We start from the raw sequence: 14,910 nt of genomic DNA, 5'->3' as shown, positions 1-14,910 counted from the left end.
CTATTCCCCCCACGCCCAGAACCGGATCGGCAGAGTGTCCTTCAGTTGCGCCACCCGGTCCAGCAGGGCATCCCGCGTCAGCAGGCCGGTCTGGGTATCGATGTGGCCGACGACGGAGGCGGCATTGATGGCGGCCGCGCGCAGGGCATCCTCCACGGGCAGGCCCTGGCAGGTAAGCGCGGCAAAAGTCGAACCGAAGGCGTCACCTGCACCTGCGGTGCCCGCCACCTCGACCTCCAGCACAGGACAGTGATGCAAACCGGCGCTGTCAGCCAGGTAGGATCCATCCCGCCCGGCGGTGACCAGCACCCTGCCAGGCCCCTTCGACAGGATGGCCTGGAAGAAGGCGCGGGCCGACATCTGGAACCCGCCCGAGGCAAAGCCGCGCCCGACCAGTGAATAGGGTGGCTCGCCCGCGTCGAGCGGCAGCGCAGGCCCCCCCTCCCCGAACTCGGCGATCAGGGACGGGACCAGCGCATCCCCTTCCGCACGGTTGATGGAGAGGATGCCGACACCGTCGAGGCAGCCGTAGAATGCGTCCTGTCGCGCCGTGAGCTGACGCAGGCCGGGATTGGTCGCCACCATGGCCCCGGCGGCACCCGCCCGGCGCACCAGATCGCCGAAACAGGCGGCAGACTCGTTAGAAAGGCCGGAGATATAGACCAGGTCCATCGCGAAGGCATCATCGCGCAGGTCCGCCGTCTGCAGCAGGGTATTGGCCCCGCGAAACGTGAAGATCGCGGCATTGCGGTCATGCGCCGCGACCATGACCGATGCGCCCGTAGGCAGGCGTCCGTCCCGCACGGCGAAGCGGGTGGAAACCCCCTCGTCCGCAAGCCGCGCCAGAATCTGGTCTGCCCTGGCATCCTTGCCCAGCTTCACCAGGGTCGCCGTATCAAGCCCCAGACGCGCCATGGAGACCGCAGCATTCACCGCGCCGCCGCCACAATGGGCGGAGATGTCCCGCGCCTCCGTCTTGCGGCCTTCCTCCAGCAGCAGGAAGCCGGTGTCGGCATTGGCAAGACCCATGCGCTCGATTCGGTCACTGTCGATCAGCGCGATGGTGTCGATCATCGCGCCGCCAACGGTCAGTGCCTTCATTGCTGCTGCCCTCCCGACCGGCGAATCCGGCAACTGTCACCTTGCCAAACGGCAGGACAGGGCGGCAAGCGATCAGACCAGACTGATATCAGCCAGAACCGGAACGGCACCGGAGAGGTCGGCAATGGCGACATAGCCCGCCTGATCCACGTCCGGATCGAAGATCAGGTGGGTCCCGTCGAAGACCAGGGTTGCGCCCGCGGCGACACCGATGGCATTGGTGCCGTCGTAGGCACCGACGGTCTGCGCCAGTCCGGGATTGCCAAATGCGGCACTGGCGAACTCGAGCAGATCGACACCGGTCCCGAAGTCACTGATGACATCCACAGCCGCACCGACGTTCGCGATCGTGTCGTTCACCGCGACCTCGGTCCCGTCGGTCAGCGCCTGAAAGACAAACCGGTCACTGCCCGTGCCACCATTCATGGTATCGACACCCGCACCGCCGATCAGGCTGTCACTGCCTGCCGCGCCTCTGAGGTCGTCATTGTCGGCATTGCCGATCAGCGTGTCGGAACCTGCCTCACCGCGCAGGCTGTCGTTGCCTGCGCCGCCCTCGACGCTGTCGTTGCCATCGCCGGTGAAGGCAAGGTCGGCGCCATCACCGCCAAACACGATATCCACCACATTGATTCCCGCCGGGGTGTCGAAGCGGTCGTCTCCCGCGCCCAGGGTGAAGGTCATGTCCACGGATCCACCACCCACCGAGTCAGCGAAATCCGAGCCGATGAAGGCCTCGATACTTGCGAAGCTGTCGCCGTTGGCGTCGCCCGCCAGCCCACCGGCTGCCGTGTTGCTGAAATCGCCCGCTATGCCCGGCCCGTCCGTGTTCGCGAAGGCGAAGGCCACACCTGCGCCAGCCCCGGCGAAGGAGGCCGTGTCGGTCCCCGCACCACCCTGAAGCTGATCGGCACCGGCACCGCCCTCCAGCACGTCGTCACCGGAATCGCCGGTAAGCTGGTCCGCTCCGGCACCTCCGCTGAGGCTGTCGCGACCGCCATCACCCGACAGTTGGTCCGCGCCGTCACCGCCGAACAGGCTGTCCGCGCCATCACCGCCGACAAGCGTGTCGGTCCCTCCGGCCCCGGTCAGCGTGTCATCCCCGTCCTCGCCGTGCAGCACGTTGGCGTTCCCGTCACCGGTGAGGGAATCATCATTGCTGGAGCCGAAGACGTTCTCGATATTGGCAAAGGTATCGCCATCGGCGTCACCTCCGGTGCCCGTGCCGGCAGTCAGATCGACGCTCACGCCGGCCGCCGAGCCCTGGAAACTGGCCGCATCCGTGCCCGCGCCGCCGTCCAGCGTATCGGAATCCTCGCCTCCGCGCAGGGTGTCGTCACCCGCGCCACCGGACAGCGCATTCTCGTCATCGTCGCCGATCAGGTCGTCATTGCCGGAGCCGCCGACGACATTCTCGATCTCGTTGAGGTCATCATTTCCGATCTCCGCGCCCGTGGCACGCCTTGCGCTCAGGTCCACCGTCACGGACTGGGTCGCACTGTCATAGCGGACCACGTCAGTACCGTCGCCGCCGTCAAGCGTGTCGTCGCCGCCGCCGGTACCGCCGACTAGCGTGTCATCACCATCGCGCCCGGCGAGGCGATTGTCGCCGTTGTCGCCCGTGATGCTGTCCCCGAAATCCGAGCCCAGCACGTTCTCGATACCGTTCAGCGCATCCGTCGCGCCATTCAGGTCGGTCGCGACACCCGTGAGCAGGCTGACCGTGACACCGACCGAATTGTCCTCGAAGGATATCGAGTCGTCGCCGGCACCCCCGATCACCTGATCATCACCATCGCCGGGTGCCAGCAGGTCGTTGCCGTTGCCACCATCCAGCGTGTCGCTGCCGTCGCGGCCATCCAGGCGGTTGCCGCCGTCATCCCCGGTCAGGGTGTCATTGAAGTCGCTGCCGATCACGTTCTCTATGCCCTGCAGCGTATCCGACGCCGCATCGCCGCCGGCCGTCGCTCCGGTTGCGAGATCAACGGACACCGCCTCACCGGAGCCGCCATAGTCGGCGACATCGATGCCGGGACCACCCTCCAGCCGGTCAGCGCCGGGACCGCCGATCAGCCGGTCATCGCCGTCACCGCCCTGAAGCAGATCCGTGCCGGGTCCGCCATCGAGCGTGTCATCGCCCGGGCCTGCCGCGATGGTGTCCTTGCCGATTCCGCCGGAAAAGTTCTCGCCGCCGTTGCCACCATTGATGAGCTCGTCATCGTCGTCAGCGGGAAACGGGTCGTCGTCATCCCCCGGCCGGTCGTCATCATCCCGCCGTGGCCGGGAACGCCGCCCCCGGGGGGAGGCACGATCCAGCAACGCGAGGACGTCACCGAAAAGGTCCTCATCATCATCGTCGCGCACCCTGTCCCGCGGTGGCGGGGGGGGATTCTCTTCAGCAGGTTCCCCCGTCTCCTCGGCAATCTCCTCCTCGACCTCTTCCGCGTCGTCGTCGTCATCATCGAGTTCGGCACGCTTCGCCGGTGTGGATTCCTCAACCGTTTCCTGTTCCGGGATCGCGCCCCTGGCGACATTGCCGATCTCTGGCACCTGCCCCCCGCGATCATCGGTATTCCTGTCCGGCGCCAGTCTGAACATCTGCTTCAGATGACCGGGATCCCCGAAACCCGACTGTTGCTGGAAGGCCAGCAGGGCCGCAAACCTTTCCGCGATGCTCGCCACGGGCTGTACCTGAGGGGCGAGGGGGTTCGCGCCCGTGGCCACGCTGGTGCCATCAAAGGCCCGTTCCAGCAGCACGGACCCCTGAGCGCCGGTCACCGCGACCTTGCCGACCCTGCCATCCTCTTCCGGCAAAAGAACAATTTCAGTATCGGCCATGGTGAGTCACATCCCGCGAGTGCATTCCGGGGCCCCACAACCTGGAAATGAACAGATCATCTGAGCCCCGACCAGTGATAATGCAGGTTCCGCGCCAGTGTTTGAAGAGGAAACCGGCGCGGGTTACGTCACGTTACATTTCGAAACCGCGGCCAGCGGCGCTCGCCCGCCCCGATCCACCGCAGGAAACGCCCGTCCCGGTCTCAGTCGACCGTCAGGATCATCTTGCCGATCACGCCGCGGCTGGAGATGACATCCAGGGCGGCAACGGCCTCTGTCAGCGGCATGGTCTGGTGAACGGTAGGGCGCAGCTTGCCCTCCGCCGCGAGGGCCAGCATGGCCTTGATCATCCGGGCGCTTGCCGCCGGATCACGGCGGGCATATTCCCCGGCACGGACACCGATCAGGGAGCAGCTCTTCAGCAGGGCATAGTTCGCCGGGACATCGGGAATGGTGCCGGAGGCAAAACCGATCACCAGCAGCCGCCCACCCCAGGCAATGCACCGCATCGACTGGAACAGCACATCACCACCGACCGGGTCATAGACGACATCGACCCCCTGCCCGTCCGTGATCTCCAGAACCCTGTCACGGAAGGTCTCATGGCGGTGGTCGATGACATGTGCCGCCCCCTTTTCCGCCACGGCGGCAGCCTTTTCGTCACTGCCGACGACGGCGATGACTTCGGCACCCAGCGCCACGCCCAGCTCGACCGCGGCCAGGCCGACCCCACCGGCGGCCCCATGGACCAGCAGGGTCTCGCCGGCCTGCAGGCCGCCGCGTTCGACCAGCGCGACCCAGGCGGTGCAGTAGGCCGACCAGAACGCTGCCCCCTCCGCGAAGTTCCATGCCTGCGGCAACCTGATCGCCCAGGCGGCGGGCAGCGTGGTTTCCTCGGCATACATGCCGTTCTTGGCGTGGATGACGACCCGGTCGCCGGGGCTGAACTGCGTCACGTCCGACCCGACCTCCAGCACCTCGCCCGCGCCTTCCATGCCCGGGATGAAGGGCAGCGGCGGCTTGTGCTGGTACTTGCCCGCGATCATCAGGATATCCGGGAAATTGAGACCGGCGGCGCGGATGCGCACGCGGATCTCCTCCGGTCCCGGCGGAACAGAGGGCTTCTCTTCCATCCGCATGATGTCCGGCGTACCCAGTTCGTTGACGACAAGTGCGCGCATTGCGGTTCCCTCCCCAGGGGGTCGGCAGCGACAGGCTGTCGCCACTGACGGTCAGTTGATTGGCCTTGTGTCCCACAGGCCCTAAACAGATGTATATCGGCTGGGTCACGGGCCCACGATAGCAACAGGTCGGGAAGCAGGCGAGATATGGCAGCAGAGATCAGCTTTGCATGGGCTGCAGTTGGCGGGTTCGTGTCGTTCCTCAGCCCCTGTGTGCTGCCCCTTGTCCCCGCCTACCTGAGCTACATGGCCGGGACCAACTTCGACGAGATGAACGAGAAGGCAGGCAAGGACCCGGCCCTGACGCGCCGCGTGGTGCTGATGGCCGTCTTCTTCGTGCTCGGCTTTACCACTGTCTTCGTGGCTCTCGGCGCCTCCGCCAGCGCGATCAACGAACTGATACGCCCCTGGATGGACGTGCTGGCCAAGGTCGCGGGCGTGGTCATCGTGCTGTTCGGCCTGCACATGATCGGTCTGCTGCGGATCGGCCTGTTCTATCGGGAAGCCCGCTTCGCCGCCGGCACGAAGAACCTGAAGGCTCCCGGCGCCTATCTGCTCGGCATGGCCTTCGGCTTCGGCTGGACCCCCTGCATCGGTCCGATCCTCGCCACCATCCTTGCCCTGGCGGCGAGTGAGCAGAATGTCGCCACCGGCGCGGCGCTGCTGGCGGTCTATGCCCTGGGGCTCGGCATCCCGTTCCTGCTGGCGGCGCTGGCGGTCCGCGCCTTCATGGGCTTCCTGGTCCGCTTTCGCCGCCATCTGCACAAGGTGGAGGTCGGCACCGGCCTGCTGCTGATCGTGACCGGTGTGCTGATCTTCACCAACCAGTTGCAGATCCTCGCGATCTGGCTGCTGGAGCTGTTTCCGGGACTGGCGACGATCGGCTGAGGCTGTAGGATGCGGCCCGGTACAGAAACCTGAAACACGAAGGCCCACGCCATGCCCAGCCCCCTCGACGGTCCCCGTCACCCGCAGGCGCGCGGTGACCGGCCGAAACAGCTTGTCGTGCTGCTGCATGGCTATGGCGCGGACGGTCAGGACCTGATCGGGCTGGCCCCCTATCTGGCGCGCAGCCTGCCCGATGCGGCCTTCGTCGCCCCCAATGCCCCGGAGCCCTGTGACATGTCCCCCATGGGCCGTCAGTGGTTCGCCATCGATCTCGATGACCCTGCCCGCGCCAGTGGCGACCCGAAGCAGATGGTCGAGCGCTATGGCGCCATGGGCAGCCGCGCCGACCAGGTCGCGCCGATGCTGCACGCATTCCTGGATCAGGAGCGGGACAGTCATGGACTGCAGGACCGGGACGTGGCCCTGATCGGTTTCAGCCAGGGCACGATGCTGTCATTGCATGTCGGCCTGCGCCGGGCGGCGCCCCTGGCGGGTATCGTCGGTTTCTCCGGTGCCCTGCTGGGCGGCGAGACGCTGGCGCAGGAGATCACCTCCGCCGCACCGGTCCAGCTGATCCACGGCGATCACGACGACATGGTTCCGGCCCTGGCGATGTTTCATGCGGCCGGCGCACTGGGCCACGCGGGCCTGCCGGTCGGGTTTCACGTCAGCGCCGGCACCGGTCACGGCATCGCCCCGGACGGGATCGAGGTCGCCACCTCGTTCCTGACCAGTGTCTTCAGTGGCAGGCTGACAGCAACCGCAGGCATCTCCACCGCGCTCTGAGGCGCGCTGTCAGTTCGCGGGCAGCGGCCAGCGGTCGATGAACTGCTGCACATCCGGCTCCAGCTCGACCTGCAGGGTCTTCAGCACCCGCACGATGGCGCAGTAAAAGGCGATGGCGGCCGTCAGCTCGATCATCTTCTCCTTGCCGAACACCGGGAACAGGGCATCCCAGGTGGCGTCGGTCATGGCACCGTCCTGCGTCACCTCCCGCGCGGCGGCGATCACCTGCTTCGCGACCGGCTCCAGATCCGTCTCCGCGCCCTCCAGCTCCGCGATCAGCCGCTCGATATCCGCGTCGGTGACACCGAACTGATAGCCCAGTTCGATGTGATGTGCCCATTCGTAGGCCGCACGCTCCACATAGCCCACCGTCAGGATCGCGAGCTCCCTGAGGCGGGTATCCAGTGCCGAATCGAAGCGCAGCCAGAGGCCCATCTGACTGAACCCCCGCGCCGCGCCCGGCACATGGCCCAGGGCATAGTAGATATTGACGTCACGCTGCAGCACATCGCGATTGCTGTCGTTTGCGTCTGCGGCGGTCAGCAGCGGGATTCGGGCCATGGTCGGGATGCTCCGTCAGTCAGGTAAAGAATATTTCGGCAGGCAGGGATGCAGGGCGGACTACTTGATGCGGGTCCAGGTCTGCTCCTGACAGAGGAACAGCACGCAGCCCTCGACTTCCAGCGTGTTGGCGTCCTTCGACAGCATGTTGGAATCATAGGTTTTGCCGCTTTCCGGATCGTAGATCTCGCCATCTTCCCAGACGCCGGGCGCCTCCTTCTCGAAGCCCCGGATCATCTGCAGGCCGATGATCGGATTGTCGTGGTTGGCCTCGTCGGGATTGTTGATGTCACGTTTCGGCGTACCGTCCTTGCGGTTCGGTTCCTTCAGCCAGATGATCGTGCCGCACATGGAATTCTCGCAGGGTGCGATCTCGATGTGGGCGCCGCCATTCTCTGTCAGCCAGACACCTTCCACAGGATCGGACGCGGCAAGGGCCGACGCCGAGTAGAGCGATAGAGCCGAAAGTGCGAAAAGCATCTTCAAGGTGCGCATCGAATTCTCCGTTGCTGGGCGAATGCCGGGGACAGGTCGCCAGACATGTCCCGCGTTCTGCTGTGCAGGGGTCAATATAGTCGTGACACCACAGCGGCTGAAAGCATCAACCTTCATCGACGCCGCCGTTGACACCATCGTCCCCGGCCAGGACCGCGATGACGAGATCACGACTGACATGACGCTTCTGCTGACCCAGCGCTGCGCGATCCAGTCGGGCAACGATTGCCTGCACGCCGGCAAAGGATCGATCCATGCGCGGCAGCAGGTAGGCATAGGCGGACGGGGTCAGATCAAGCTGGCGATCACTGGCATACTTCAGCAGCAGCGCGGAAAGCAGGCTGTCGTCAGGCTGGCGGATCTCCACTGCCGGGGCCGTGGCAAGCCGGGACGAAAGGTCCGGCAGGCCATGTGTCCAGTTTGCCGGCGGTGTGCGTGCGGCGAACAGCAGATGCGCCCCCGCCTCCCGCTGCATGTTGTAGAGATGCAGGAACGGCTCCGGCTGCACCATGGCATCGGCGCGGTCGATGGCGACCGGCGTGCCGGCCAGGTCGTGCGCCGCCTCCAGCGTCAGGTCGGGACCCTGCAGCAGCACGCCCTCGCTCGCCGCCACCCAGATGTGCAGCAGGTGCGTCTTGCCCGCCCCTGCGGGGCCATGCAGCGCAAGTGCCGGACCGGGCCAGTCAGGCCAGTTGCTGATCCATGACAGGGCATCGGCGTTGCACGGCGCGGGCATGAAGTCCTCGCGCCCGTATCGCGGGGCCAGTTCAAGGGCGAGCGGTTGCTGGGTCGGGCGCTTCATGTCTCCGGCGTCTTGCCGCCCTCTTCCGCGTTCGCAGGGTCATAGAAGTGACTGCGCAGGTACTGGTCGAGGCCGAAGCGGACGAGCACACCGATCACGGCACTGACCGGCAGCGCCAGCAGCATCCCGACGAAACCGAACAGCACCCCGCCAGCCAGCACACCGAACATGACCCAGACCGGATGCAGGCCGATGCGGTCACCAACCAGTTTCGGCGTCAGGACATAGCCTTCCGCCACCTGTCCGATGACATAGATGGCCAGCACGATGGCCACCCGCGCCATGTCATCGGGCCAGAACTGCAGGATCGCCAGACCGATGGAGGTGATGGCACCAAAGATCGCGCCGACGAAGGGAATGAACGACAGCGCACCGGAAAGCAGGCCGATCAGGAAGCCGAAGCTGAGCCCGGAAAGGCTGAGGGTGGTCGAATAATAGATCATCAGCACGAGGCAGACCGTGCCCTGGCCCCGCACGAAACCGGCCAGGGTCCGGTCGATGTCCTGCACCAGCTTGCGGATCGTGGTGGCATAGCGGCGCGGCAGCCAGCCATTGATCTTCTCGACGATATTGTCCCATTCGTACAGCAGGTAGAAGGTGACGATGGGCGTGATCACCAGCAGGGACAGGAAATTCAGCAGGGCCGCCCCGCCGCGCACCAGGTTTCCGGCGAGTTCGGTGAAGAACTTCACGGCCTGACTGGCATATTCCTTCAATGCCTGGGCGCCGTCATCGCGGCTGACATCGACGCCGCGGTCGGAGGCCGCCTCCAGCATGTTCATGACATAGGGCTGCAGCAGTTTCGTCGCCTGCTCGACATAACCGGGCAGTTGCAGCAGCAGTTCACCGGCCTGACGCACCACCAGCGGCACCAGGATCAGCAGACCCAGCAGCAGGATGATGATGAAGCCCGCCGTGATGATGATGGTGGCCTGATTGCGGCTGAGGCGCATCCGCTCCAGCCAGTCGGCCAGCGGGTCGCTCAGGTAGGCCACGGCCATGCCCACCACGAAGGGCAGCAGCATGTCGCGCAGCGCAAAGACCATGAAGCCCAGAACAGCGACGAAGATCAGCCAGAACAGTGTCTGCCGCAGCGGACTCACTGCTGCACACCCGCGACGTCGCCCGCGCGGCGGATGGTCCAGTACCCATCCTTCTCGGCCAGGATCAGGTTCTGTTGCGCCAGCGCCCGGCGCAGCAGCGCATCGTCACCCAGGTGGTGCAGCACCACGATCGCGTCCCGCACCGAGATCTGGGTCAGTTCCAGTTGCCGGACGACGGATGTCGAGCTGATCGTGCGTTCCAGATCCTGCCAGTCGGCCAGGCCCCGAATCGGTACCAGCGCGCTCAGCAGGCGCAGGTCGCCGAAGTTCTCGATGGTGCGCTGCTTCCACAGATCCTCGATCTCCACCACCATCAGGTCGACCGCGGCATTCATGAACTGGACGACATCGGCATCAGGGGTGCTCTCGAAACTGCGGATCACGGACGGGTAGGGATCGGGACCGAAGCTGTGCAGCAGGATATCGATGCGGGCCACGCCCTGTTCCGTATCCACGGTCAGGGAGGCATCGGCAACGAGCACGCTTTCGGCGCGGTACCGTTCGGCCATGGCTTCGAGCGGGCCCGGCTGTCCGGTCACCGCCTGTTCGGCAGAGATCGCGAGCACGTCATCAACGTCGCCGAAGGGGGCAATGATCGGCACCAGCCGGTCACGGCCATCGAAACGCGCCCAGGCCGCCAGCCAGGGATTCGGGTCCGCCCAGAGCGCCATGTCTCCCCCGGCGCGCAGCACCGGCAGGATGACAGCGGGCAGGGCCCGGGTTTCCGTGAACGGTATCCCGGCGCTGTTCAGCAGGCCCCGCACCACGTCCGGCTGAAAACTGAAGGTCAGATCCGCGATATAGCGGTCAGGTGCTGTCTTCTCGTTCGCCACCTGGAAGGATGCGACCATGCCGGACAGGGTTCCGTCATCGGGGACCGGCAGCCGGGACCAGTCGGCTTTCCGTGTCAGACGCTGCATCAGGGTCACCGCGGCCTGCTGCCGGGCGCTGGCGACCGCCTGCTGCTTGGCCAGATCAGCGCTTTCCGACACCACGTCCACGGGAATCGCCGACACCGTGTACAGGTCATCGACAGCCGCGCGCGCCTGCGGCGCGCCGACCGCGCAGAGCAGGATCACGAGAAACAGGGCAGGCATCATGCCCCGCCGCATCAGCGACAGGCGCGACAGATGGCGCAAGACGTGGCCAGGCATTGCAATCGGACTCCGTTGGCGGCATCGTCTGCCCTCACTTTAGCCGAGCGGGCGGAGGGCGTCATCACGAACGGGCTCACATACCGCGATGCGGGCGTCGATGTCGATGCCGGCAACGCACTGGTCGACCGGATCAAGGCCGATACAGCCTCCACCAACCGCCCCGGTTCCATCGGCGGCATTGGCGGATTCGGCGGCCTGTTCGACCCCAAGGCCGCAGGCTACACCGATCCGCTGCTGGTCGCCGCGACCGATGGTGTCGGCACCAAGCTGACCCTGGCGGGCGATGTGGGGCGTCATGACACGGTGGGGCAGGACCTGGTTGCCATGTGCGTCAACGATCTGATCGTGCAGGGCGCGGAGCCGCTTTTCTTCCTCGACTACTTCGCCACCGGGGCACTGTCCGTGGATCAGGCCGCCGATGTGGTTGCTGGCATCGCGGAAGGCTGCCGCCTCTCCGGCTGCGCCCTGATCGGCGGTGAAACAGCGGAGATGCCCGGCCTCTATCGGCCGGGCGAGTACGATCTGGCCGGATTCAGCGTCGGCGCGGTGGAGCGCGACAGCCTGCTGCCCCGTACGGACGCCATCCAGCCCGGTGACCGCATCCTGGGGCTGGCCTCGTCCGGCATTCACTCCAACGGTTTCTCGCTGGTGCGCCGGATCGTGGAGCGCAGTGGCGCCGATCTGGCTGCCCCGGCACCCTATGACCCGGACATCGCGCTGGGCCAGAGTCTGCTGACGCCGACCCGCATCTACGTGACGAATCTGCTGGCCGCGATCCGGCTGGGCGGCATCACCGCGCTGGCGCACATCACCGGTGGCGGGCTGACCGAGAATATCCCGCGCGTGCTGCCGAAGGAGCTGGGCGTCCGGCTGGACACCGCCTGCTGGGAACTGCCGCCGGTCTTTGGCTGGCTGATGCGGGAGGGCGGCGTGGCGCCGGCGGAGATGGCCCGCACCTTCAACTGCGGCATCGGCATGATCGCCGTCGTCCCGGCGGCGGAGGCCGAGAAGCTGATCGCCTTCCTGACCTACAAGGGCGAGCGGGTGCATGACATCGGCACCGTCGTATCCGGTGAAGGTGTCGAGATTGCAGGGCTTGATCGTTGGCACGTCTGAAACTCGGAGTCCTGATCTCCGGTCGCGGCAGTAACCTGCAGGCCCTGATCGACGCAGCGGCGGACCCGGCCTTCCCGGCAGAGATCACGGTCGTGATCTCCAACATCGCCGGTGTCCAGGGGCTGCAACGGGCGGCGGATGCCGGAATCGAGACCTGTGTCATCGACCACAAGGCACATGACGGCCGCGCCGCGTTCGAGAGCGCCCTGACCGAGGCGCTGGAGGCACATCAGGTGCGCCTGGTCTGCCTGGCCGGTTTCATGCGGCTGCTGACCAAGGGCTTCGTCGACCACTGGCGTGACCGGATCATCAACATCCACCCCTCCCTGCTGCCGGCATTCAAGGGTCTGAACACCCATGAACGGGTGCTGGACTACGGGGTGAAGTTCACCGGCTGCACGGTGCATTTCGTCAGGGCGGAGATGGATGAGGGGCCGATCATCGTCCAGGGGGTCGTGCCGGTCATTTCCAGCGACACTCCGGACCGTCTCGCCGCGCGGGTGCTGCAGGTGGAACACCGGATCTACCCCCTTGCGGTGCGCCTGGTGGCGGAGGGGCGTGCCCGCGTCGTCGGCGATGCCGTCAATATCGACGTGAAGGATCAAGAGGCGGAAGGCGTCATCCTGGTCAACCCACAGGCCTGACCGATTTCAGCCCTGACCGCTTTCAGGGCTGACGGCGTTCAGGTTCGGGCGGGTTGCTGGCCGTAGGTCCGGAACTTCTCCAGCACCGTTTCCATCTCCCGCGCGGAGAGGATGGCCGGGCCACCGATCTGGCGCGACAGGATAAATTGCTGCGCCAGCACCTCGACTTCCTGCGCCAGATTCAGGGCCTTCTCGACCGTCGGACCGAGCGCGATCACCCCGTGGTTGGCCAGCAGGCAGGCCCGCCGACCGTCCAGCGCGGTCAGCGCCACATCCGACAGGTCCTGCGTACCGAAGGTCCGATAGGGGGCGCAGCGAATGTCCGCGCCACCCGCGGCCGCGACCATGTAGTGGAACGCCGGGATGCCTTCCCCCCGGCAGGCCAGCGCCGTGGCATGCAGGGAATGGGTGTGGCAGATGCCACCGGCGTCAGGCCGCGCCCTGTAGACATCCAGATGAAAGCGCCACTCGCTGGACGGTTTCAGAGGGCCGGACCATTTCCCCTTCATGTCCATGTGGACCATCATCTCCGCGTCCAGCCTGTCGTAGGGCACACCGGACGGCGTGATCCAGAATCCCGCACCATCACGAATGCTCAGGTTGCCGGACGTCCCGGGCGAAAGCCGGACCGCGAACATGGCCTGCGCCGCGGCAAGCAGCTGCCCCCGCGCATCCGTCTTCTGACCGTCAGCCGCCATCCTGCATCTCCGGATAGAGCGAGAGCAGTCCCGCCTCCGTCGCCGGACACAGGCCGCGCTCCGTGATCAGGCCGGTGATCAGGCGTGCAGGCGTGACATCGAAGGCCGGATTGGCCGCGCCCGCGCCCAGCGGCAGGATCTCAACCTCCGTGACCGTGCCATCCGGCAGGCGCCCGGCGATGCGACCGACTTCCTCCGCGCCGCGTGCCTCGATCGGGATCTCGCGCACGCCGTCCCGCACCTTCCAGTCGATGGTCGGTCCCGGCAGGGCGACATGGAACGGCACACCATTGTCATGCGCCGCCAGCGCCTTCAGATAGGTCCCGATCTTGTTGCAGACATCCCCGGTCCGGGTGGTGCGGTCCGTACCGACGATGCAGAGATCCACCTGCCCATGCTGCATCAGGTGCCCGCCGGCATTGTCGACGATGACCGTCGCCGGAACCCCGTGCGCACCCAGCTCCCAGGCCGTCAGCGATGCCCCCTGGTTGCGGGGCCGGGTCTCGTCGACCCAGACATGAACGTCGATCCCCCGGTCATGCGCCTTGTAGATCGGGCTGAGCGCCGTACCCCAGTCCACCGTCCCCAGCCAGCCCGCATTGCAGTGGGTCAGCACATTGACGGGACCGGAGGGGCGGGCCTCCGCCGCCGCCTCGATCAGCTTCAGCCCATTGTCGCCGATCGCCGAGTTGATCGCGACATCCTCCTCCGCGATCTCGCCGGCAGTCTGCCAGGCCAGTCCGGCCCGGGCGGAGGGTGCCTGGTTGTGCAGCGCGACCCGCATCCGTTCCAGTGCCCAGAACAGGTTCACCGCTGTCGGTCGCGTCTCGCGCAGGGTCTCGATGGTGCGGGCCAGACCGTCGTCACTCGGATCATCGCGCATCGCCAGCGCAACGCCATAGGCCGCCGTGGCACCGATCAGCGGTGCGCCGCGCACCAGCATCGCCCGGATGGCATGTGCAACCTCCGGCAGGCGCTTCAGGGTCACGGTTTCGAACCGGTGCGGCAGCCTGGTCTGATCGATTATCAGAACCGAACTTCCGTCCTCACCCGCCTCGATGGGGCGTCGGGGTGTGCCGTCCACCTTCACGTCAGAACCTCCTGTTCACGCACTCCGCCGCACGATAGTCCCTGACAGTCACCAGACAATCGGTTTCACCGCGACAATCCGGTGCCGCATCGGGGCATCACCACGCCTGATGTACGCCCGCTAACGCATCAACTCAACGTGAGAGACATGCTATCCGAGACCGTCATGGTTCCGGCTGCAGCATTCAATTTATTGTTTTCATTATATTTTCCAGGTCTCCCCGTCCTCAAGCCGCTCACGAAGCCTGGCCCGCACACCCATCGATCACAGGATTTCACGCAATCGCGTGTAACCAAACCGCGCGCCCCATCGTCATATGGGCAACAGCGCGGAACGGGAACCGCGTTTCGGGACAGAGAGCTTCAAGGGAGCAAGAACCATGATCAGACATCTGAAGGCAGGCGCGTTCGGTGCCGTCCTGCTGACCGGCGGCCTGCTGGCCGGGACGGC

The 14,910-nt window shown here is 66.0% G+C and carries 14 protein-coding genes; 4 read left to right on the top strand and 10 right to left on the bottom strand.

Annotation, left to right across the window (positions count from 1 at the left end):
- From QGV55_RS19220 to QGV55_RS19210, 3 genes are all read right to left on the bottom strand, one after another.
- A complete protein-coding gene (locus tag QGV55_RS19220; RefSeq protein ID WP_281019020.1) occupies positions 1-1,101 on the bottom strand; it encodes a carbohydrate kinase family protein in 1,101 nt (366 codons plus the stop codon).
- A 72-nt stretch (positions 1,102-1,173) separates the two neighbouring features.
- The gene (locus tag QGV55_RS19215) at positions 1,174-3,939 is read right to left on the bottom strand and encodes a calcium-binding protein (protein ID WP_281019021.1); all 2,766 of its coding nucleotides are present in this window, start codon (positions 3,937-3,939) and stop codon (positions 1,174-1,176) included.
- A 203-nt stretch (positions 3,940-4,142) separates the two neighbouring features.
- Positions 4,143-5,120: an NADPH:quinone oxidoreductase family protein gene (locus QGV55_RS19210; protein ID WP_281019022.1), complete on the bottom strand. Its 978-nt coding sequence runs from the start codon at positions 5,118-5,120 to the stop codon at positions 4,143-4,145.
- A gap of 147 nt (positions 5,121-5,267) precedes the next feature.
- Between QGV55_RS19210 and QGV55_RS19205 the strand changes: the two genes are divergently transcribed.
- Positions 5,268-6,008 carry a cytochrome c biogenesis protein CcdA gene (locus QGV55_RS19205; protein WP_281019023.1) on the top strand — a complete coding sequence of 247 codons (741 nt, stop codon included), beginning with the start codon at positions 5,268-5,270 and terminating at the stop codon, positions 6,006-6,008.
- Between the two features lie 51 nt (positions 6,009-6,059).
- Complete coding sequence (locus QGV55_RS19200; protein WP_281019024.1) at positions 6,060-6,794, top strand: dienelactone hydrolase family protein; 735 nt, start codon at positions 6,060-6,062, stop codon at positions 6,792-6,794.
- Positions 6,795-6,803: 9 nt separating this feature from the next.
- Here QGV55_RS19200 and QGV55_RS19195 read toward each other — a convergent pair whose 3' ends face one another.
- The 5 genes from QGV55_RS19195 to QGV55_RS19175 all read right to left on the bottom strand — a co-directional run bounded on the left by QGV55_RS19195 (position 6,804) and on the right by QGV55_RS19175 (position 10,909).
- Positions 6,804-7,355: a carboxymuconolactone decarboxylase family protein gene (locus QGV55_RS19195; RefSeq protein ID WP_281019025.1), complete on the bottom strand. Its 552-nt coding sequence runs from the start codon at positions 7,353-7,355 to the stop codon at positions 6,804-6,806.
- Positions 7,356-7,415: 60 nt separating this feature from the next.
- A complete protein-coding gene (locus QGV55_RS19190; protein WP_281019026.1) occupies positions 7,416-7,850 on the bottom strand; it encodes a DUF2147 domain-containing protein in 435 nt (144 codons plus the stop codon).
- Positions 7,851-7,956: 106 nt separating this feature from the next.
- Positions 7,957-8,652, bottom strand: coding sequence for a DnaA/Hda family protein (locus tag QGV55_RS19185; RefSeq protein WP_281019027.1), 696 nt, complete (start codon positions 8,650-8,652; stop codon positions 7,957-7,959).
- On the bottom strand, positions 8,649-9,755 hold the full coding sequence (locus QGV55_RS19180) for an AI-2E family transporter (RefSeq protein WP_281019028.1): 1,107 nt from the start codon (positions 9,753-9,755) through the stop codon (positions 8,649-8,651). The genes QGV55_RS19185 and QGV55_RS19180 overlap by 4 nt, the downstream gene beginning before the upstream one ends.
- On the bottom strand, positions 9,752-10,909 hold the full coding sequence (locus tag QGV55_RS19175) for a DUF2066 domain-containing protein (RefSeq protein WP_281019029.1): 1,158 nt from the start codon (positions 10,907-10,909) through the stop codon (positions 9,752-9,754). The genes QGV55_RS19180 and QGV55_RS19175 overlap by 4 nt, the downstream gene beginning before the upstream one ends.
- 15 nt (positions 10,910-10,924) lie before the next feature.
- Between QGV55_RS19175 and purM the strand changes: the two genes are divergently transcribed.
- Positions 10,925-12,028, top strand: a complete 1,104-nt coding sequence (purM, locus tag QGV55_RS19170) for a phosphoribosylformylglycinamidine cyclo-ligase (protein WP_281019030.1) — start codon at positions 10,925-10,927, stop codon at positions 12,026-12,028.
- Positions 12,016-12,672 (top strand): phosphoribosylglycinamide formyltransferase, encoded by a 657-nt coding sequence (gene purN, locus QGV55_RS19165; protein ID WP_281019031.1) that lies wholly within the window; start codon positions 12,016-12,018, stop codon positions 12,670-12,672. Before purM ends, purN begins: the two co-directional genes overlap by 13 nt.
- Before the next feature lie 38 nt (positions 12,673-12,710).
- Here the strand turns inward: purN and QGV55_RS19160 are convergent, their stop codons facing one another.
- Positions 12,711-13,370 (bottom strand): class II aldolase/adducin family protein, encoded by a 660-nt coding sequence (locus QGV55_RS19160; protein WP_281019032.1) that lies wholly within the window; start codon positions 13,368-13,370, stop codon positions 12,711-12,713.
- Positions 13,360-14,460 (bottom strand): S-methyl-5-thioribose-1-phosphate isomerase, encoded by a 1,101-nt coding sequence (gene mtnA / locus QGV55_RS19155; protein WP_281019033.1) that lies wholly within the window; start codon positions 14,458-14,460, stop codon positions 13,360-13,362. Before mtnA ends, QGV55_RS19160 begins: the two co-directional genes overlap by 11 nt.
- Positions 14,461-14,910: the final 450 nt, after the last annotated feature.

The organism is Minwuia sp. IMCC3009, assembly GCF_029909415.1.
Classification (GTDB): Bacteria; Pseudomonadota; Alphaproteobacteria; order Minwuiales; family Minwuiaceae; genus Minwuia.
The sequence above is the reverse complement of the archived record's forward strand: the minus strand, read 5'-3'. Positions and strand labels throughout refer to the sequence as shown.

What these genes read in the sequence shown, in the direction of transcription:
- QGV55_RS19220 (WP_281019020.1), bottom strand. Translation starts at nt 1,101, where the DNA reads ATGAAGGCACTGACCGTTGGCGGCGCGATGATCGACACCATCGCGCTG.
- QGV55_RS19215 (WP_281019021.1), bottom strand. Translation starts at nt 3,939, where the DNA reads ATGGCCGATACTGAAATTGTTCTTTTGCCGGAAGAGGATGGCAGGGTC.
- QGV55_RS19210 (WP_281019022.1), bottom strand. Translation starts at nt 5,120, where the DNA reads ATGCGCGCACTTGTCGTCAACGAACTGGGTACGCCGGACATCATGCGG.
- QGV55_RS19205 (WP_281019023.1), top strand. Translation starts at nt 5,268, where the DNA reads ATGGCAGCAGAGATCAGCTTTGCATGGGCTGCAGTTGGCGGGTTCGTG.
- QGV55_RS19200 (WP_281019024.1), top strand. Translation starts at nt 6,060, where the DNA reads ATGCCCAGCCCCCTCGACGGTCCCCGTCACCCGCAGGCGCGCGGTGAC.
- QGV55_RS19195 (WP_281019025.1), bottom strand. Translation starts at nt 7,355, where the DNA reads ATGGCCCGAATCCCGCTGCTGACCGCCGCAGACGCAAACGACAGCAAT.
- QGV55_RS19190 (WP_281019026.1), bottom strand. Translation starts at nt 7,850, where the DNA reads ATGCGCACCTTGAAGATGCTTTTCGCACTTTCGGCTCTATCGCTCTAC.
- QGV55_RS19185 (WP_281019027.1), bottom strand. Translation starts at nt 8,652, where the DNA reads ATGAAGCGCCCGACCCAGCAACCGCTCGCCCTTGAACTGGCCCCGCGA.
- QGV55_RS19175 (WP_281019029.1), bottom strand. Translation starts at nt 10,909, where the DNA reads ATGCCTGGCCACGTCTTGCGCCATCTGTCGCGCCTGTCGCTGATGCGG.
- QGV55_RS19160 (WP_281019032.1), bottom strand. Translation starts at nt 13,370, where the DNA reads ATGGCGGCTGACGGTCAGAAGACGGATGCGCGGGGGCAGCTGCTTGCC.